This window comes from Streptomyces abyssalis (assembly GCF_001751365.1).
GTDB classification, from domain to species: domain Bacteria; phylum Actinomycetota; class Actinomycetes; order Streptomycetales; family Streptomycetaceae; genus Streptomyces; species Streptomyces abyssalis.
The window spans coordinates 387102-405633 of the sequence record NZ_LJGT01000036.1 but is presented as its reverse complement, the minus strand read 5'-3'; the positions used below and the strand labels follow the sequence as shown (position 1 = coordinate 405633).

The 18532-nt window shown below is 72.9% G+C and carries 18 protein-coding genes; 8 read left to right on the top strand and 10 right to left on the bottom strand.

The features are described from left to right. The first annotated feature begins 36 nt into the window (after positions 1-36). From AN215_RS02605 to hypE, 3 genes are read left to right on the top strand one after another with little or no spacing between them, the layout of a single operon-like run. A complete protein-coding gene (locus AN215_RS02605; protein WP_070012385.1) occupies positions 37-315 on the top strand; it encodes a HypC/HybG/HupF family hydrogenase formation chaperone in 279 nt (92 codons plus the stop codon). Then, entirely contained in the window at positions 312-1565 is a 1254-nt protein-coding gene (gene hypD, locus AN215_RS02600) for a hydrogenase formation protein HypD (protein ID WP_079122614.1), read from the top strand. Before AN215_RS02605 ends, hypD begins: the two co-directional genes overlap by 4 nt. After that, on the top strand, positions 1558-2652 hold the full coding sequence (gene hypE / locus AN215_RS02595; protein WP_070012386.1) for a hydrogenase expression/formation protein HypE: 1095 nt from the start codon (positions 1558-1560) through the stop codon (positions 2650-2652). Before hypD ends, hypE begins: the two co-directional genes overlap by 8 nt. Before the next feature lie 41 nt (positions 2653-2693). Here hypE and AN215_RS02590 read toward each other — a convergent pair whose 3' ends face one another. Genes AN215_RS02590 through AN215_RS29035 form a run of 3 tightly spaced genes read right to left on the bottom strand, consistent with a single transcriptional unit; the run spans position 2694 to position 5132 of the window. Further along, positions 2694-3404: a polysaccharide deacetylase family protein gene (locus AN215_RS02590; protein WP_070012551.1), complete on the bottom strand. Its 711-nt coding sequence runs from the start codon at positions 3402-3404 to the stop codon at positions 2694-2696. A 53-nt stretch (positions 3405-3457) separates the two neighbouring features. Beyond that, a complete protein-coding gene (locus AN215_RS02585) occupies positions 3458-4333 on the bottom strand; it encodes a DMT family transporter (protein WP_079122613.1) in 876 nt (291 codons plus the stop codon). Between the two features lie 13 nt (positions 4334-4346). Continuing rightward, positions 4347-5132, bottom strand: a complete 786-nt coding sequence (locus tag AN215_RS29035) for an SDR family NAD(P)-dependent oxidoreductase (protein ID WP_070012387.1) — start codon at positions 5130-5132, stop codon at positions 4347-4349. A 198-nt stretch (positions 5133-5330) separates the two neighbouring features. Between AN215_RS29035 and AN215_RS02575 the strand changes: the two genes are divergently transcribed. Continuing rightward, the gene (locus AN215_RS02575; protein ID WP_245694156.1) at positions 5331-6512 is read left to right on the top strand and encodes an MGDG synthase family glycosyltransferase; all 1182 of its coding nucleotides are present in this window, start codon (positions 5331-5333) and stop codon (positions 6510-6512) included. Between the two features lie 75 nt (positions 6513-6587). After that, positions 6588-6998 carry an SRPBCC family protein gene (locus AN215_RS02570; RefSeq protein WP_070012389.1) on the top strand — a complete coding sequence of 137 codons (411 nt, stop codon included), beginning with the start codon at positions 6588-6590 and terminating at the stop codon, positions 6996-6998. Positions 6999-7018: 20 nt separating this feature from the next. On the opposite strand, the gene AN215_RS02565 is transcribed toward AN215_RS02570, so the two are convergent. Continuing rightward, positions 7019-7291, bottom strand: a complete 273-nt coding sequence (locus AN215_RS02565) for a hypothetical protein (protein WP_070012390.1) — start codon at positions 7289-7291, stop codon at positions 7019-7021. A gap of 225 nt (positions 7292-7516) precedes the next feature. Then, positions 7517-8707, bottom strand: a complete 1191-nt coding sequence (locus tag AN215_RS02560) for a CaiB/BaiF CoA transferase family protein (RefSeq protein WP_070012391.1) — start codon at positions 8705-8707, stop codon at positions 7517-7519. Between the two features lie 275 nt (positions 8708-8982). Between AN215_RS02560 and AN215_RS02555 the strand changes: the two genes are divergently transcribed. Both AN215_RS02555 and AN215_RS02550 read left to right on the top strand, forming a co-directional pair. Continuing rightward, the gene (locus AN215_RS02555; RefSeq protein ID WP_070012393.1) at positions 8983-9918 is read left to right on the top strand and encodes an HTD2 family dehydratase; all 936 of its coding nucleotides are present in this window, start codon (positions 8983-8985) and stop codon (positions 9916-9918) included. Then, the gene (locus AN215_RS02550; protein ID WP_079122610.1) at positions 9915-10715 is read left to right on the top strand and encodes a GntR family transcriptional regulator; all 801 of its coding nucleotides are present in this window, start codon (positions 9915-9917) and stop codon (positions 10713-10715) included. Before AN215_RS02555 ends, AN215_RS02550 begins: the two co-directional genes overlap by 4 nt. A 106-nt stretch (positions 10716-10821) precedes the next feature. On the opposite strand, the gene AN215_RS02545 is transcribed toward AN215_RS02550, so the two are convergent. The 4 genes from AN215_RS02545 to AN215_RS02530 all read right to left on the bottom strand — a co-directional run bounded on the left by AN215_RS02545 (position 10822) and on the right by AN215_RS02530 (position 14719). Then, complete coding sequence (locus tag AN215_RS02545) at positions 10822-11586, bottom strand: YqjF family protein (RefSeq protein ID WP_070012394.1); 765 nt, start codon at positions 11584-11586, stop codon at positions 10822-10824. A 95-nt stretch (positions 11587-11681) separates the two neighbouring features. Continuing rightward, on the bottom strand, positions 11682-12791 hold the full coding sequence (locus tag AN215_RS02540) for a peptidoglycan recognition protein family protein (RefSeq protein WP_070031094.1): 1110 nt from the start codon (positions 12789-12791) through the stop codon (positions 11682-11684). A gap of 531 nt (positions 12792-13322) precedes the next feature. Further along, complete coding sequence (locus AN215_RS02535; RefSeq protein WP_070012398.1) at positions 13323-14330, bottom strand: SDR family NAD(P)-dependent oxidoreductase; 1008 nt, start codon at positions 14328-14330, stop codon at positions 13323-13325. Between the two features lie 122 nt (positions 14331-14452). Next, positions 14453-14719, bottom strand: coding sequence for a DUF397 domain-containing protein (locus tag AN215_RS02530; RefSeq protein ID WP_070012399.1), 267 nt, complete (start codon positions 14717-14719; stop codon positions 14453-14455). A 940-nt stretch (positions 14720-15659) separates the two neighbouring features. Between AN215_RS02530 and AN215_RS02525 the strand changes: the two genes are divergently transcribed. Further along, positions 15660-16889 carry an FAD-dependent monooxygenase gene (locus AN215_RS02525; RefSeq protein WP_070012401.1) on the top strand — a complete coding sequence of 410 codons (1230 nt, stop codon included), beginning with the start codon at positions 15660-15662 and terminating at the stop codon, positions 16887-16889. A 68-nt stretch (positions 16890-16957) separates the two neighbouring features. Here AN215_RS02525 and AN215_RS02520 read toward each other — a convergent pair whose 3' ends face one another. After that, positions 16958-18472, bottom strand: coding sequence for a cytochrome P450 (locus AN215_RS02520; RefSeq protein ID WP_070012403.1), 1515 nt, complete (start codon positions 18470-18472; stop codon positions 16958-16960). Between the last annotated feature and the right edge of the window lie 60 nt (positions 18473-18532).

Sequence of the window (18532 nt, the reverse complement as noted above, 5' to 3'; positions counted from 1 at the left end):
GGCTCCGGGCCGACCCGAAGAGCAAGGAGAGACACCATGTGCCTGGCGGTACCCGGCAAGGTGCTGGAGATCGAGGAGCGGGACGGCACCCGCATGGCCACCGTCGACTTCGGCGGCGTGGCGAAGGAGGTGTGCTGCGAATACCTGCCGGACCTGCAGCCCGGCGAGTACACGATCGTCCACGTCGGCTTCGCGCTGCAGCGGCTGGACGAGGAGTCGGCGCGGCAGACGCTCGCACTGTTCGAGGAACTCGGGTTGCTGGAAGAGGAGTTCGGCGACCCCTGGGCGCTTGCTGCACAGGAGGCGGCGAAATGAAGTACATCGACGAATTCCAGGACCCCGCCCTCGCGCGCAGACTCCTGGACGACATCCACGCCACCGTCACGCGGCCCTGGGCCCTGATGGAGGTCTGCGGCGGTCAGACGCACTCCATCATCCGGCACGGCATCGACCAACTGCTGCCGGAACAGGTGGAGTTGATTCACGGCCCGGGCTGCCCGGTGTGCGTGACGCCGCTGGAGGTCATCGACAAGGCCCTGGAGATCGCCTCCAGGCCGGAAGTGATCTTCTGCAGCTACGGCGACATGCTGCGCGTGCCCGGCACGGACCGCGACCTGTTCCGGGTCCGAGGCGAGGGCGGCGACGTCCGGGTCGTCTACTCGCCGCTCGACGCGCTGCGCATCGCGCAGCAGAACCCCGGCCGTGAAGTGGTCTTCTTCGGTATCGGTTTCGAGACCACCGCGCCGCCCAACGCGATGACGGTGCATCAGGCACGCAAGCTGGGCATCCGCAATTTCAGCCTGCTCGTCTCGCACGTACGCGTCCCCCCGGCCATCGAGGCGATCATGCAGTCGGAGTCGTGCCGGGTGCAGGGTTTCCTCGCTGCGGGACATGTGTGCAGCGTGATGGGCACCGGTGAATACCCGGCGCTGGCCGAGCGGTTCAGGGTGCCGATCGTGGTGACCGGCTTCGAGCCGCTCGACGTGCTGGAAGGCGTACGGCGCACAGTGCGGCAACTGGAGCGCGGCGAGTACACGGTCGACAACGCGTACGCCCGTGTGGTGCCGCCGGAGGGCAACCCGGCGGCGAAGGCGATGCTCGCGGACATCTTCGAGGTCACCGACCGGGCCTGGCGGGGCATCGGCGTGATCCCCGGCAGCGGATGGCGACTCGCGTCCCGGTACAGGGAGTTCGACGCCGAGCACCGCTTCTCGGTCACCGGCATCGACACCCGGGAGCCCGAGGAGTGCCGCAGCGGCGAGGTTCTGCAGGGGCTTCTCAAGCCGCACGAGTGCGAGGCGTTCGGCACGACGTGCACCCCCCGTACGCCGCTCGGCGCCACGATGGTCTCCAGCGAGGGCGCGTGCGCCGCGTACTACCTCTACCGCAGGCTTCGGAGCACGGGCCCGGCAGCCGGCGCGGACAGGGGCGCGGGCACGGGTGCGCGCACGAGGCCGTCAGTGAACGAGAACGCCGAGCCGCCCGCCCTGGGCGGCCCCCGTACGCCGGACGGCACGAGCACCGCGTCCGCGTCCGCACCGCTGGAGGGAAGCCCCGTTGTCTGAGACCACCGGCCTCGCCGCCCCGGCCGCCGAACCCGCCGCGCCCGACTTCTCCGGCTGGACCTGCCCCGCGCCGCTGCGCGACCAGCCGCGTGTGGTGATGGGCCACGGCGGCGGGGGAGCGCTCTCCTCCGAACTCGTCGAGCACATCTTCGCGCCCGCCTTCGGAGGCGAACTGCTCGCCGGGCTCTCCGACTCCGCGGCCCTCACGCTGGGCGGCACGCGTCTGGCCTTCTCCACCGACTCGTTCGTCGTACGGCCGCTGTTCTTCCCCGGCGGCAGCATCGGCGACCTCGCCGTGAACGGCACCGTCAACGACCTGGCCATGAGCGGCGCGCGTGCGGCCTACCTCTCCTGCGGTTTCATCCTGGAGGAGGGCGTAGAGGTGACGCTGGTCTCACGCGTCGCCGAGGCGCTCGGTGCCGCGGCACGCACCGCGGGCGTCGAGGTCGCCACCGGCGACACGAAGGTGGTCGAGGCGGGACGCGGCGACGGCATCTATCTCAACACCGCGGGCATCGGCCTCATCCCCGAGGGAGTGGACATCCGCCCGCAGCGCGCCGTGCCGGGTGACGTCGTCATCGTCAGCGGGGAGATCGGCGTGCACGGCGTCGCCGTGATGAGCGTCCGCGACGGACTGGAGTTCGGCGTGGAGGTCGAGAGCGACTGCGCCGCGCTCGGCGGTCTCGTCGAGGCGATGCTGGCCGTCACACCGGACCTGCATGTGCTGCGCGACCCGACACGGGGCGGGCTCGCGGCGGCGCTCAACGAGATCGCGGTCGCGGCGAGGGCCGGCGTGGTCCTGGAGGAGAAGGCGGTGCCGGTCCCGCCGCCGGTGGCCAACGCGTGCGCGGTGCTGGGACTCGACCCGATGTACGTCGCGAACGAGGGCAAGCTCGTCGCCTTCGTTCCCCGCGAGCACGCGGAGGCGGTGCTGGCCGCCATGCGGGAGCACCCGCTGGGTGCGCAGGCCGCGGTGATCGGCGAGTGCGTCGAGGCGCACCCCGGCATGGTCGTCGCCCGCACCGGACTGGGCGGCACACGCGTGGTGGACCTTCCGGTGGGGGAGCAGCTTCCGCGCATCTGCTGAACCACCCCGCCGGCAGCGGTGCCGGGCCGGGGGCGGCGACGTCACGCGGACCGCAGACCGTGTTCGGCCAGCGGCCCCACCGTCAGCCCCTCGGCCCGGCACCGCATCACGAGGTGCGGCAGCGCCTCCAGGGCCGAGTGCCATGCGCGGGGGGCGCAGGCGTGGTCGCTGTCGTGCAGCAGTACGGTCGCTCCGCCGCCCATCCGTTCGGCCAGCTCCGCGAGGACGCTGTCCGCGTCGGCCGTCGCGGTCCAGTCACGGCCCCACGCCGTCCACAGCACGGGCCGCAGGCCCAGCCGCCGGGCCGCCGCCAGCCGGGTCGCGGTGAGAACGCCGTAGGGCGGCCGGTACCAGAGGGGGCGCGAACCGGAGGCTCGCTGCACCGAGCCCGTCGCCCTCGCCAGATCGCGCAGGTCCCGGCGCGGTCTCGGATGCCAGAACCGCTCGTGCTGCCAGCCGTGCACGGCCAGTTCGTGGCCTTCCGTCACGATGCGCCGCCCCAGCTGCGGATACCGCTCCAGCCGGCTGCCGAGTACGAAGAAGGTGGCCCGCGCGCCGAGCCGTCCCAGCTCCTCCAGGAAGTACGGAGTGCTCACCGGATCCGGCCCGTCGTCGAAGGTCAGCGCGACATGGGCGGGGTTGCCGCGGCCGTCCAGGGCAGGGCTCACCACTCTGCGCACGGCGGGAAGCCAGCTGGCGGCCGGCCCCAGATGCCAGCCCGCCGTCACGAGTGCGGCGGCTCCCGCCCACAGCGCACCCTCCCGGGACGCGCGAAGCGTGCCGGAGGACCGCCGGTTGCCGGCGCTCACCACACTTGTCCCTGCTGGTCGCCCGAGACCTCCGGTGTCCTCGCCAGCTGGAGGCTGCCCAGTCCGACCAGGGCCAGCGCGCCCAGCTCCGGAAAGATCAGCCACCCGAGCCGGAGATGCTCGTCGAAGAGCACCGCGCCCAGCACGAGGCTCATCAGGGAGTCGCCCAGGGTGAGGGCCGGCTGGGAGGCGACCAGGGTTCCCGCGCGCAGCGTCATCTGCAGCAGCAGGAAGCTGGCCAGGCCGACCACGGCGACGCCGTAGGTCTGCCACGCCGTCAGCAGAGCCACCAGCCCGTCCGACAGCCGGGCCACCGCGTCCTTCATCAGCGCGGCCGTACCGGAGAACCCGAAGGCCGTCGCCGTGCCGAGCACCGTCGCGCGCGGCGACGACGGCAGTCTCGCGGCGAGCACGAGCAGCCCGATCACGGCGGCGAGCACCACCGCCCCGACCGTCACCCACCGGCCGACCGGCACCCGCGTCGTGCCCACCGAGGGGTGCACGAGGATGAGGAAGACGGCGAGGCCCGTGACCATCGACAGGAACGCCCACCAGGCGCGGGCGTCCGGGCGGCGGTGGAAGAAGACGCTGCCCACGACCAGCGTGAACAGCAGTTCCGTCGCCATGACCGGCTGCACCACTGCGAGCGGGCCCGTGGCGAGGGCGCCTGCCTGGAAGATCCCGGAGAAGACGAGCATCGCCGAGCCCCACATCCACACCGGCCGGTGCAGGAGATGGGTGAGCCAGGAGAAGCGCCTGCCGCTGGAGGTGACCCGTTCCGTCGCCGCCGCACGCCGCTGCAGCACGGACGCCGCAGCGTTGGCCAGGGCCGCCAGCAGCGCGAGGAAGACACTTACCGCCAGAAGCAACACGTCGTACCGACTCCTAGCCGAAGCGCTGGGCGAGGGAGCGGAAGACACCGGGCGCGACGCCGTGCAGCCGCGCCGGCAGACCGAGCCAGCCGGGCACGTACGCGTCGGGCCTGCCGTGCACGAGGGATCTGCGTACGGCCGCCGCCACCAGTGAAGGAGGCACCGGCCGGGGTCTGGTGCGGTGGTACGGGGCACCGCGGCGGCCGAAGAAGGGGGTGTCCACGGCGCCCGGCATCACCACGGAGACTCGCACGCCCGTGGAGGACAGCTCGTAGCGCAGGCTGTCGGCGAACGCGATGAGGCCGCCCTTCGTCGCGGAGTAGACCGCCTCGTCGCGTACGCCCACGCTGCCGGCCATGGAGCCGATGAGCACGATGCGGCCCATGCGACGGGCGACCATCCCGGGCAGCAGCAGCCGCACCAGGTGCACGACAGCGGAGAGATTGACCGCCAGCAGCCGGTCGATGGACTCGACCGGCTGTGCCGTGAAGGGGCCGGCCCAGCCGATGCCCGCCCCGGCGACCAGCGCGTCGACCCGCCCGCCGTGCGCCAGCGCCTCGCGGGCGAGACGGGCGCGTGCCTGCGGGTCGGTGACGTCGGCGGGCAGAGCGGTGCCCCGGGTGCGCACGGCGACGTCGCCGAGGCGCTCCTCGTCACGTCCGTTGAGCAGCAGGCGCCAGCTGCCTTCCGTCGCGAGCTGCTCGGCGACCGCCGTACCGATGCCCGACGAGGCACCGGTGATGAGCGCCACCGGCCGCTGCGTGCCGCGCGCTGCGAGACGCCCAGAACCCTCGAACATGACACCCTCCGGGTGATCAGGAGCAGGACTCCCAGAATGCTGGCTATAGGCCGCAGCCGCCTGTGGGGGTTCGTTCGTACAGCAGCCCGAATCACTCGATCGGGCCCGGTTCGGCCTGCCGGTAGCGCGGCACCCAGTCACCCGTACGGGCGCCGTGCCGTGGGGTCCGGCGCCGACGATCGGACCTGGTGGAGCACTGTGCGGCAACGGTTTCTGCTGCTGAGCGCGAGCATGGGCGCGGGTCACGACGCGGTCGCCGGCGAGCTTGCCGAGCGGCTTCAGGCACGTGGCCACTCGGCGCGTATCCAGGATGTCCTGACACTGCTCCCGTCGGGGGTGGGGCCCGCGCTGCGGGCGGGGTACAAGGGCGCGGTCCGGCACGTGCCGCAGCTGTACGCGTGGATCTACGCCGCGTTCCTCGCGCCGGGGCCGCGCGGGCAGCACGGAGCGGCCGGGCCGGACGGAGCGCACGGAGGGTACGGGGCGGGCCGTCCGGACGGGGCCACGGTGCCGAGACCGGGCAGCGCGCCCCTCGCGGCGCTGGCGGAACGTCCCCTGATGCGCATCGTGGACTCCTGGCAGCCCGATGCCGTGATCTCCACCTTCCATCTGTCCGCCCAGGTGACGGGCAGGCTGCGCAAGCGCCGCGTGCTGCAGATCCCGAGCGTGGTCACGGTCGTCGACTTCGCCGTGCACCGCGGATGGCTCCACCCGGGCAACGACGTGTATCTGTGCGTGACCGGGTCGGCCGCCCGTACGGCCTCGGCGGTCACGGGCAGGCCGGCGGAGGCGACCGGGCCCGTGGTACCGGAGGCGTTCACGGCGGCTCGGGAATCCGCGCCCGGGTACTGGCGTGGCGAGTTCGGACGGCTGGCTCCCGGGCGCCCGGTGGTCCTGCTCTCCGCCGGAGCGTGGGGTGTGGGGTCCGGACTGCCGGACACGGCACGGGAGTTGGCGGCGCACGGGTTCTGCCCCGTACTGCTGTGCGGCCGCGACGAGCGGCTGCGGCGCCGGGCAGCCGCACTGCCGGGGACGCTCGCGCTGGGCTGGGTCGATGACATGGCGGACCTGATGGCTTCCGCGGACGCGCTCGTCGACAACGCCGCGGGGCAGACGGCCGCGCAGGCGCTCGCCGCCGGGGTTCCGGTGATCGGATACCGGCCGCTGCCGGGGCACGGCGCCGAGGGCGTACGGGCGATGGCCGAGGCCGGCCTGTCCGGACTCGCCCGCGGCCAAGAGGAGTTGGCGGAAGCGCTGGACACCGCTGTGCGGCCGGGGCCGGTACGTGAACAGCGCATCCGCGAGGGCGCCGCGCTTTTCCGCACCGACGCGGCGCAGCGGATCACGGAACTGACCCTCGCCGGGGTACGGGCCGTCTGAACCCGTCCGGGCGGGCACCGGCACCACCCGCGGTGCTGTCCGTTTTGACCACCTGCGGGCGGGAACCTGGAGCCGATGAGCGAACACGAGCGTTCCCGCACCGTGGCGGCCCTCCCCGAAGAGGTCTTCGCGCAGGCCGGCGACGTCGAACAGATCGACACGTGGCTTCCGCGGGAGCTGCACGTACACGCGGAGGAACCGCCCGCCGTCACCGTGCACGACGACGACACCGGCAGGGACGCCCCGGCGCTGCTGCGCGCCCGCAGGGACCAGCTCCGCCTGGAGTGGGGCACACGGGACGACGGACGCTACGCGGGCTGGCTGCAGGTGGAGGGCATCGGCGGCGGCGCGAGTGCGGTCACCGTGCATCTCTCGTTCCTCGACGAGGGGCACGCGCCGCCGGACCACGAGGTGACCGCCGCGCTCGACGAGAGCCTCGACCGGCTGGCGGAGCAGGTGCGGCTGCGCGCGGACAGGTCGGGCTGAGTGACGGCCCGGCACCACCGTCAGCTCGCGGCGCCGTCCTCCTCGGCGATCTCCGCGACCCATCCGTAGGGGAGTTCGTCCCCGTCGACGGTGATCGCCTCGACGGTACGGGTCCGCGGGTCGATGTCCGCCTCGACCCCTTCGCCGGCGTAGCGCGGATATCCGGACTCGCCCTGCGCGCCCGTCGCCCGCACGCTGATCACGCGCAGGACGGGGCCGTGCTCGGGGTGGCCCTCGAAGTCGGCCGTCTGCGGCTGCAGAAGGATGTCGAAGTGAGACTCACCTGATCCCATGTGCCGACGCTAAGCCAGCAGCGGGCGGCCCGCCTCCCGGAGAACACGCGCCGCGGCCCGTGCGGGTCACGCCGGTGAGGTGCGGGCCGGGCAGCTCCCGCGGCGCCGGCCGCCGGTGGTCCCGCCGTCACCTCCCGGGCCGGGCCTGGGCCGCGGCGGAACGGCAGGGCTGCGGGAGCGGGCCGCGGCCGAACTCGCCCGTGCGGATGCCGGCGGGGAGCGGCGTCAGACGACGCCGTCCGCCCTCAGAGCCTCCACCTGCTCCGGAGAGCGGCCGAGTTCGCCGAGGAGCGCGTCCGTGTGCTCGCCGGGAGCCGGAACCGGGCCCATGCGGGCGGCGGTTCCGGCCAGGTCCGCCGGCGGCAGCAGCGCCCGCACGTGCGCACCGCCGGGAACGGCCACTTCGCGCCAGCGGTCGCGCCCGCTGAGCACCGGATGCGAGAGGAACTCGGCGACGGAGTTGACCCCCGCGCAGGCCACGCCGATCCGGTCGAGGACCGCGATGACCTCCTCGGACTCCGAGCGCGCGAAGCGCTCCGCCACGATGGTGTTGAGCTCCTCCCGGTGCGCGACGCGGGCCGGGGAGGTGGCGAAACGGGGATCGCCTGCCAGGTCGGGGTCCTGGAGGAACTCCGTGCACAGTGCGGCCCATTCGCGCTCGTTCTGGATGGAGAAGAGCACGTCCTTGCCGTCGGCGGCGGTGTACGCGCCGTACGGGGCGATGGTCGGGTGCTGGGTGCCCAGGCGCGGCGGCTGCGTGCCCGTGTGCGCCGTGTAGTAGGCGGGCTGGCCCATCCACTCGGCGAGCGCCTCGAACAGGGAGACCTCGACGGGTCGGGCCACGCCTGTGGTCGCGCGGGTGAACAGGGCCGTCAGGACGCCGCTGTACGCGTACATGCCCGCTGCGATGTCCGCGACCGACACCCCGGCCCGCGCGGACTCGCCGCCCGTGCCCGTGAGCGAGACGAGACCGGTCTGGCACTGCACAAGCAGGTCGTAGGCCTTGCGGTCCGCCCATGGTCCGCTCGTGCCGTAACCGGAGACGGTGCAGGGGATCAGGCGCGGATGTGCGGCAGTGAGTTCGGCGGGCGACAGACCGAGCCTGCCCGCGGCGCCGGGAGCGAGATTGCTGACGAACACATCGGCGCGGGCGAGGAGTTCGTCCAGCACGGCACGCCCCCGCTCGTCCTTGACGTCGAGGCTCAGGGACTCCTTGGAGCGGTTGAGCCATACGAAATAGCTGGAGCTGCCGTGCACCGTCGTGTCGTAGCGGCGGGCGAAGTCGCCGCCGCCGGGGCGTTCGACCTTGATGACGCGGGCGCCGAGGTCGGCGAGCTGGCGGGTGGCGAAGGGCGCGGCGACGGCCTGTTCGAGGCTGACGACCGTGATGCCGTCCAGCGGCCGGACATCGGTCATGGGCTCCGCTCCGTTCGGATCGTTCCGTTCCGGTCCGTTGTCTTCCGTACCCGCCGACGGGCACTCCGCCCCCGGTCCGTACGCCCGCCGTCCGGCTCGTCCGCCGCCGTACGCCCAGATTTGTACGGCCAATTCACGCGCCGTGTCAATGCCGTTGTGAACTGCGAAGACTTCTGCTCTTGTTGACTGCTGGGCGGTGCGCTCCAGAGAATGCCCCTGCTTTGTACGTACCGGAACCGCCGGTGTCCTGAGGGCGGGAGCGCGAGAGCGAGGGGATGGCAGTGTCCGAGCCGACGGCCGCCGGCGGCACAGATGCACTCCGCGACATCGCCCGTACGTGGCGGCCCGGTCCGGTGCACAGCACCGACGCCCTCGACCCGGGGCCGTCAGCCGCGCTGTCCGCCGTGCTCGGACTGCCGTTCCCGGCGGCGGCCGCCGGGCAGCCGCTGCCCCCGCTGTGGCACTGGCTGCACTTCCTGAACTGGCCTCGGCAGAGCGAACTCGGCGCCGACGGGCATCCACGCGACGGGCACTTCCTCCCGCCCCTGCCGCAGCGGAGGAGGATGTTCGCGGGCGGCCGCCTCGATGTGCGGGCACCGCTGACGCTCGGCACTCACGCCGAACTGACCAGCTCGCTCGGAGGAGCCGAGGTCAAGGAGGGCCGGAGCGGCGGACTGCTGTTCGTGACTGTACGGAGCGAATACCGGCAGGGTGGCGCGCTGTGCGTGACGGAAGAGGTGGACCTGGTCTACCGCAGCGGTGGCGGAGCGCCCGTACCGGCGGAGCTCGTGCCGGACACCGTGACGGCGCCCGAGGCGGACGCCGGCTGGCAGCGGCCGTGGCGGACCGACCCCACGCTGCTCTTCCGCTTCAGCGCCCTCACCGCCAACGCGCACCGCATCCACTACGACGAGCCCTACACCACCGGCACCGAGGGGTATCCGGGGCTGGTCGTGCACGGGCCCCTGCTGGTGCTGTCGATGCTGGAGCTGGTACGGCGCGAGGTGCCCGGGCGGAGCGTGCGCGCGCTGTCGTACAGGCTGCGCAAGCCCGTCTTCTGCGGCGAGCGGCTGCTGACGTGCGGGGAGGGCGGGCCGGCGGGCGGCCGCGGTGGCCATGGCAGCGGCACCGGGGGCGGTACCGGCGTGCGGCTGCGGGTGGCCAGTTGCCGCGAGGACGCGCACGCCACCGCGGAGGTGACCCTCGCGTGACGGACTCCGGCACCGCCGCCCCGGCCGGCGCCGCTGCCCCGGCCGGCGCCGCTCGGGCGGCGGGCCGTGCCCGCAGCGCGTACCGCGGTCTCGCCGACGACCTCCGGGCCGGTCTCCTCTCCCGCCGCTACCCCGACGGGGCGCGCCTGCCCACGGAGGCCGAGCTGGCCCGTACGTACCAGGTCAGCAGGCAGACCGTGCGACGCGCCTTCCAGGACCTGGTGGCGGAGGGCCTGGTGCACCGGGTGCCCGGGCGCGGCACGTTCGCGGCGCCGCGCGGCAGCCGCTATCTGCGCCAGTTCGGTTCGGTGGACGACTTGATGAGCCTGTCCGTCGACACCACGATGCGCCTGTCGTCCCCGCTGCGCCGGCAGATCGACGTGGACGCCGCGGGCAGACTCGGTCTGGACAGCGACGTGGTGCAGTCCGCCGCCTTTCTGCGGCTCCACGACGACGTGCCGTTCTGCCACACCGCCGTCTGGCTGCCGCCCGGCGTCGGTGAGACGCTGCGGTCCGTGCCGGAGCTCACCGAGTGCGGAGCGGTGAGCACCGTCACCGTCATCGGTCTGCTGGACGAGCGGCTGCCCGCGCCGATCACCGACGCCGAACAGAGCATCACGGTGGCGGCGGCACCCGGGCGGGTGGCGGCGGAGCTGCGCTGCGAGCCGGGTCATCCGGTGCTGCGTATCGACCGGCTCTACGCGACGGCCGCCGGGGAGCGCGTCGAGCTGGCGGTGAGTCATTTCCTGCCGGAGCAGTACTCCTACCGGGTGCGGTTGCGCCGCGGCCCCCTCTGAGAGGCGTTCCGGCGCGCGCGGCGGCAGGTGACGGGGCGGCGGCAGGCGGAGCCGGGGCAGAAGCGGTCCGGAGAGCCGGTGCAGAAAGCCGTGGCGGAGCGCCGGTTCAGGGAGTCGGTACCCCCGCCGGGCGGGCGGGGCGCGTGAACCGTACGGGCACACCCGGCGAGTACAGCACGCTGACGGGCCCGCCGGCCGGAGCGGGCAGCCCCGCCGCCGTCACCAAGTCCTCGTCGCACTCGGTCAGTTCGGCCCGGTGCAGCGGCCAGCGGGGATGGTCGTTGGGCAGATACACCGCCCGGTTGAAGAAGGTGTTGTGCATGCCCCAGCGGGCTGTCAGAAAGTGTTCGAGCTCAGTGGGCTCCTGGACCGGCTCACCGGTCCGTACGGTCATCCGGCAGCGCGCGCCCCGCGGCCCCGGCCACCGCCGGCTGCTGGTGTACGTGATGGCCGCGCCGTCCCTGCGCACCGACATGCGCGACCACCTGTAGGGCATGCGGAACGCGGCGAGTGCCACCGTGACGGGTATCAGGCGTGCCGCGTCGAGCGACCGGAAGACCACGCCCCGGCGCCCGAGTCGGTCCACCGAGTACAGCCGTACGTTCGTCTCGGGAAAGCTGCCGAGATACGGGATGCCCGGCAGGCGGAACCAGCCCACGCGGTGCATGCGGAAGGCGACGAGGCCGACGTACGTGCTGCCGTGCAGCACGTCCGGCACGGTGCCCGGCGGCAGCAGCGGCGCGACGTCCGCCGGGTCGGCCGCCCAGTGCACGAAGGCCAGGTCGAGCCAGGACTGGGTGAGCAGCGGCGGCGACGTGGAGACCGGCGGGTCGGGAGTGACGGGCAGCGGTTCCCGGGGCGTCTGCGGCACCGGACCAGCATCGCAGACCCCGAGGCGGAGGAAAGAGCGAGGGATGCGGCCGGGGAGCGCGACCCGGCCGCATCCCTCGCGTCAGGGCTGCCGCGTCAGGACAGCAGCCGTTTCCAGTCGGACTGGGTGAGCTTCCCCGAGGACGCGACCCGGGCACGGCGCCGGTTCTTGCGCAGCAGCGCATTGACGGCGTCGTCCGCGTCGTCGCCGCCCGCGGCGCGCGACGAGGGGGTGATCAGGGGCCAGATGTCGGAGCCGAGGTAGCCGGTCTCGTCGTCCTTGCAGTGGTACGCGGCCGAGCAGGTGTGGCGCTTGACGCCGTGCCGGTCTGCCAGTTCGGCCACGGCCCGCCTGGTCGACGCACCGAAGATGCCGTCGACCGGCACCCGGTAGCCCTTGCCGCGCAGCAGATGCTGGGCGGCGCGCACGTCCGCGCCGGCGGACCCGGGCTTCAGCAGCGGCCAGGTCAGCACGTCGTCCTCGGAGGGGGCGGGGACGCCGAGGACGCCGCCGACCGCGTCGCGCAGCTCCTGCAGGCGTCCGTAGAGGACGTCGCCGGGGCACTCGGTCGAGTTGAAGTCCCGGTGGCCCTGGATGTTCTGCAGCTGCGTGCCGTACTGGGCCGCGATCCACGCGACGAGCTGGACGAGCGAATTCCACAGCGCCACCGGCACGTCGACGTCGGTGTACAGGCCCTCGTTCTCGATCCCGATGACCTCACTGTTGTGGCCGCCGACGTTGGCGCCCTGCACGTGCTGCGTGCCGCCGCGGACGACGGACAGGCTCTGGTGGCGGCCCTCCAGGGGGAATCCCCCGCGGGAGTTGGTGAACTGCTGGCCGCTGTCGGACCAGCCGTTGCCGTCCATGTGGTGGTTCTGGATGTCCCGGCAGATCTTCTTCGCGTGCTCAAGCGAGTAGTCCTCGCTGTTGCCCGGCTCGGCGGTGTGGTGCACGACGATGAAGGTCGGTACGTGGTCCTCGATGACGATCTCACCCGAGGGCGGCCGTGCGCCCCACTCCTCGGTGGTGTAGATACGCGGTTCTGCGGCCTTGGCGCGGGACTTCCGGAGCGGGCGGGCCGCCGCTGCGGCCGGGGCGGCGGCGTGCGCGGTGCCGGCGGCGCCCAGGCCGATCGCACCGGCGGCCGTGGCAGCCACACCACCGCGGAGCAGCGCGCGACGGTCGAAGCCTGGATGTGCAGCCATCTCGGTCTCCTTCGGGAGTGGGAAGGAATGACTCCCGCGCTCGGAGTTCGGGCACCGATGCGTGGGGGGACCCGTGCGGGGAGCGGCAGACCTGCCGTCCCCCGCACGGGCTGAAATCGGATTCCGCGCCCCGCCAGTAAAGGCAGTACGCCATGAACGCGACAACCCCATCGGGGCAACGCGTTCTGACTTTCTCGGAGTTCTGAAAGAAACGCGGACCACGAAATCACCTGTAGCAGAGCGAACCGGGCCCCGCCTCCTGTGGTCGGCCCACTGAAAGCGCAGGTTGTCGCACCGTCAGCTGACGGTGCGACAGGTCCTCCCTGTGCCGGGCGGCTCCCGCACCGGATCGCTCACGGCACACCGGGCTCGCCGGAGACCGCCGGCTCACGGGCCGGGCCGGACGTCGTGTCAGCCGAAGGAAATGCGGCCGCCTGCGCCATGCGGGTGCCGGTGGCGGCATCCGGTTACGCGCCGCTCGGGCTCTCGGCCCGCGGCGCCGGACGTCCTGGCCGGCGCCGCCGCCCGCCCTCAGGCCCCGGACTTCCCCGCGAACGCGTCGAGACCGGTCAGTCCGGCCGACAGCGCCCAGAGCCGCGCCGCCTGCTCCGGGTCCGTCGTGTACTCACGTACGCCGGGGCCGGAGTTCTGCCCGTCGGGCACTTGCGGAGCGATGTCGCAGTCCTCGCAGTAGACGCCGCCCATGCCCTCCAGCTGCGGGGAAGTCGCCGCCCACACCTGCGTCGCCGCGCCCTGCTCGGGGGTCTTGAAGGACGGCTGCAGGGGATTGCCGTCCTCGTCGATCCACCCGAACGCGACCATCTCCTCGGTGGGCAGGTGGCGTTGGAGCGGGGTGAGGATGCCCCCCGGGTGCAGCGAGAAGGCACGGACGCCCGACTCGCGGCCGCGCGCGTCCAGTTCGACGGCGAAGAGGGCGTTCGCGGTCTTCGCCTGACCGTACGCGGCCCACTTGTCGTAGCCCTGCTCGAAGTGGATGTCGTCCCAGCGGATCGCGGAACGGCGGTGGCCCGCCGAGGAAACGGAGACGACACGCGCGCCGCCGTCCCGCGCGAGCGCCGGCCAGAGCCCGTTGACCAGCGCGTGGTGACCGAGGTGGTTGGTCGCGAACTGGGCCTCCCAGCCCGGCCCCACCCGCGTCTCCGGGCAGGCCATCACCGCCGCGCTGTTGATCATGATGTCGATGCCGCGGTCCGTGGCGAGGAACCGGCCGGTGAACGCCCGGACGCTGCCGAGGTCACCGAGGTCGAGCGTGTCCACCTCGGTGCCGGGGACCGCTGTGAGCGCCTCCCGTGCCGCGTCGGGCCGCCGGGCGGGAACGACGACACGGGCGCCCGCCTCGGCGAGGGCACGCGTCGTCTCCAGGCCCAGGCCCGAGTAGCCGCCGGTGACGAGCGCGAGCTTCCCGGACAGGTCGATGCCGTGCAGGACCTCGGCCGCGGTGGTGCGGGCTCCGAAGCCCGAGGCGATACCGCGCTGAGGGGTGGGTCCCGTGGATGGTGTGGCTGCGGATGTGGTCATGGAGCGAACGGTACGAATTGGAGTGCGCTCCAGGGCAAGCCGGAGTACGGGCACAACTCCCGCACCCGGCCTGCCTTCTGATCGGGTCACGACGGGGTGCCGCCGGGCGGCACCGTGCCGTCTCAGGCCGTGAGGAAGTCGGCAGCCCCTGCCTTGGCCCCCTCGATGAACGCGGTGATCTCTTCCGGGGTGTAGAGCAGCACGGGCCCCTCGGGGTCGGTCGACTGGCGCAGCGCCACCCGGCCGTCGGGAAGCTTCTTCGCCTCGACGCAGGCGCCGCCGTTCTGCCCGCTCCAGGGCTTGTGCCAGCCTTCGGCGCCCAGTTCGCGTGCGGACATCCCGTTACGGAGGCTGCCGGTGTCAGGGCCGGTTACAGCATCAGGGTTCATCTTCCGAACTCCTTACGCAGGTTGATCGGGTACGTGCGCGGTCGAGAGCACGTACGCAGTGGTGCGGCCGGCAACGAGACACATGTGAGCGCTTCCAGACGAACGTCCGCACACGGGTGCCGGCCCCGGCAGACCGACGGGGCAGCTGTGTGAGCGTCAACACAAGCGTTTTCCTTGCGACTTGCTTTGAAATTATCAGAACGATGCTTGCGGCTTGAAGCCCACAACGACATAGTGTCAACGTGATGCTGAACACCGGGTGCCCGGTGTTCCGTCCGTCAACCTGCCGGGGAAGGGCCGGGCTTGGGGGGTGCGGGGTCGCACAGCGGGGAGTGCGGCTTCGCCCAAGCGCCAGGTCCTGTCCGGGTGGTCTTCGCGGGCACGAGAAGACCACCCGGACAGGACCTGACCGGCCCAGCGAAGGGCCCCGCTCCCGGAGCGGCTTCTGCTGCGGCCTGCGAAGCCGGTCCGGGAGCGGGCGACCCGTCGGCGGCGCCCGCACGCGGCGCCTCCCGTCGGCCGCCCCGGCGCACCCGGCCCAACGCCCCCCCGCCCGCTGCTGCGGAGCCCTGTCCGGTTGTCCGGCGGGCGACCCGAGAGGTTCCCGGGCGCCCCCGCCTCGCGCGCACTCTCCGGACGGCCGGCCGCGCGAACCTCGGCCTCGTCCCCGTGACAGAACGACCGCCCGTGCGCCGCGGCACCCTGATATACCGGCCCGACCAGATCAGCCGGCTCTCCGGCACCGATGCATGGACGCCGAACGGGCGCCGGCGGCGCAGCCGCGTGCGCCCCCGGATGCCGAGTCCGGGAAGCGGGTACCGTTCACCCGGGCGGCATGACGGTGCGGCCATCAGCGGTGCGGGAGAGTCCCGTCCGCGCAGACGACTCGTCGACGGGCCGCCGCAGCCGGCGCACCGACCAGCGAATGAGGGCTTCGAAGATGCGGATCCTGATCATCGGTGGCGGCATCGCCGGAACCGCCGCGGCGCTGGCCCTGGACAAGGCGGGCGCCCAGGTCAGCGTGCACGAGGCCCATCCGGACAGCGGCGCGGACATCGGTGCCTTCCTGACCCTCGCGAGCAACGGCATGCTCGCCCTGGCGCAGTTCGGCGCCGCCGAGGCCGTGGCCCGCGCGGGCTTCGAACTGACGGCGATGCGTCTGACCGGCGACACCGGTTCCGTGGTCTCCACCGTCCCGCTCGGTGAGACGGGCGACCCGCTGCGGCGCTTCCGCTGTCTGCGCCGGGCCGAACTCTGCGCCGTACTGCGGGAGGAGGCGGTACGCCGCGGAATCGACGTCAGGCACGGCCAACGGTTCGTGACGGCGACCGAGGACGAGGCCGGCGTCACGGCGGGGTTCGCCGACGGCAGCACGGCGCGCGGCGATCTGCTGCTCGGCGCCGACGGAATCCACTCCGTCGTACGGCCGTTGACCGACCCGGAGGCAACACGGCCGCGCTATGCGGGACAGCGTGTCTTCTACGGCTACACCACCGAGGCCACGCCCCCGAACGAACCCGGACGCATCGAGATGCTGCGGGGCAGCACGGCCGCCATGGGCTATGCGGTCTCTCCCGGCGGGGAGACCTTCTGGTTCGCCCGCGTGTCGGCGGAGGAGCTGAGCGACGCCGAGATCGCGGAGACCACGCCGGCCCGGTGGCGTGAGCGGCTCCTGCCGCTGCTGCGGCCCGACGCGACACCCGCCGCGGACATCGTCGCGGCGACCGACGGCAGGCTCATGGTGACGAACGCCCGCGACCTGTCGACCGTCACGCGGTGGCGTACGGAGCGCATGCTCCTCATCGGCGACGCCGCGCACGCCGCCTCCCCGGCGACCGGCCAGGGCGCGTCGATGGCCCTGGAGGACGCGGTGGTGCTCGCCAAGTCGCTGCGCGACGCCCCCGATACGCGCTCGGCGCTGGAGCGGTACGAGAGGCTCCGCAGGCCGCGCGTCGAGCGCAACATCGTCGACAGCGCCCGGCTGACGCCCCGTCGGGCTCCCAGCCGTCTGCAGCGGACGCTGGAGGGCTACCGGGCGAAGTGGAAGAGCCGCACCGGAGCGCCCGCGCCTTCTTCAGCCTCCGCCGCCACCTCCGACGGTGAACTGGCGCGGCAGCTGGACTGGGACACGCCGCTGACCGCCGACTCGCCCGCCGTACAGGGCAGTTGAGCAGTGCCCGGAAGCGGGCCGGGCGGCCACCGAACCTGAACAGGGGCGCGAACGCGACGCGTTGCGCGTCAGCCGCGGGCCGCGGCCGGCGTCCGCGCCTGCGGCGAGTGGGTACGCCGGGTGAGATGCAGCCGGAGGCCGCGCGGCATCAGGGTGAGCCGCTCGGAGACCTCCAGCCGGTAGTCCGGGTCCGCCCGGAAGTCGTAGCGCCGGAGCAGCAGCCCGAGAACGAGGGTCGCCTCGTGCAGCGCGAACTGCCGCCCGATGCAGGCACGTGCGCCCGTACCGAACGGCTTGAACACGTGCGGCGGCCGGGCACGCACCGCCTTCGGCTCGAAGCGGTCGGGGTCGAAGGTCTCCGCGTCCTCGCCCCATGCGGCCGGGTCCCGGTGCAGCAGCATGATCAGTACGAGCGCCCAGGCGCCCTTGTGCATCGGGTGGAGACCGCCGAGCGTCGTCGCCCGCAGCGCCTCCCGGGAGAAGGCAGGAGCGGTCGGCCACAGCCGGAGCGACTCGTCCAGCACACGGCGTACGTACCGCAGCCGCGCGACCTGCTCGTACGCGGGTTCCTCGGTGCCGCCCCAGACCTGCTCCACCTCGGCCTGCGCACGCCGCAGCACGGCGGGGTTCCGCGAGAGGTAGTGGAGGGCGAACGAGAGTGCCCCGGAGGTCGTTTCGTGCCCGGCGACGAGGAAGGTGACGACCTGGCGGCGGATGTTCCGCGGCGAGAGACGCTCGCCCGTGTCCGGGTGGGCGGTCTCCAGCATGCGGTCCAGGAGATCGCCGCGCGCGCCGGTGCCGTCGCTGCCGCGCCGGGCCTCGACGACCTGGTCGACGGTGCTGTCGAGGTAGGCGCGGTCGGCCTTGTCCCGCTTCGCGGCGCCGCGCTGCATCAGCGGGCCCAGCAGCGGAGGGGCGGTGTTGCGGCGCTGCGCGTACGAGAGCGCTCCGACCATGGCCGTCACGAACGGGTGCGGCCGTGAGCGTTCGAAGGAGCCGAAGTCGTGCCCGAACCCGGTGCGCGCGATGGTCTCCAGGGTCAGCTTCGTCATGTCGCCCGGAACGTCGACCGCTTCCCCGGCGTGGCTGCGCTCGTCCCAGAAGGCGGTGAGCTGCCGGGCCACGTCGAGCATCAGCGGGTGATAGCCCTCCATGGCCGCACGGCTGAAGCCGGGCGCGAGTATGTCGTGCGCGAGTTGCCAGTTGGGCTCGTGGTTGTAGGCCGTGAAGAGGCCGTCGCCGGCGAGTGGGCGGAGGTTGGCGACACCGAGGCCGACGTGCTTGGCGAAGCGCGACTCGTCGGCGAGCTCGGCCGCGAGGTCCGCGCCCCACACGAAGACGATCTCCTTGTTGAACGCCTTGCGCCGGAAGACCGGCCCCAGTTGGCGCCCGACGCGCATCGAGTCCTGAACCGGCGAGCGGACGCTCGCACCGAGCACGTCGCCCAGAACCGGTACGCGGCGCGGCGGATGCGGAATGCGGTGCAGCTCGGGCCAGCCCAGCCGGGCGCTGCGGAATCCCTTGCCCGCGCTGCCGTGCCCCGCCGGTCCGGCCGCCGTGCCCGCTGTCCGTGCCTGGGCCATCCGCCTCAACTCCCCGTGCCGCAAGCCCGTATGGGCTTGTTATACATCGGTTCAATAAGA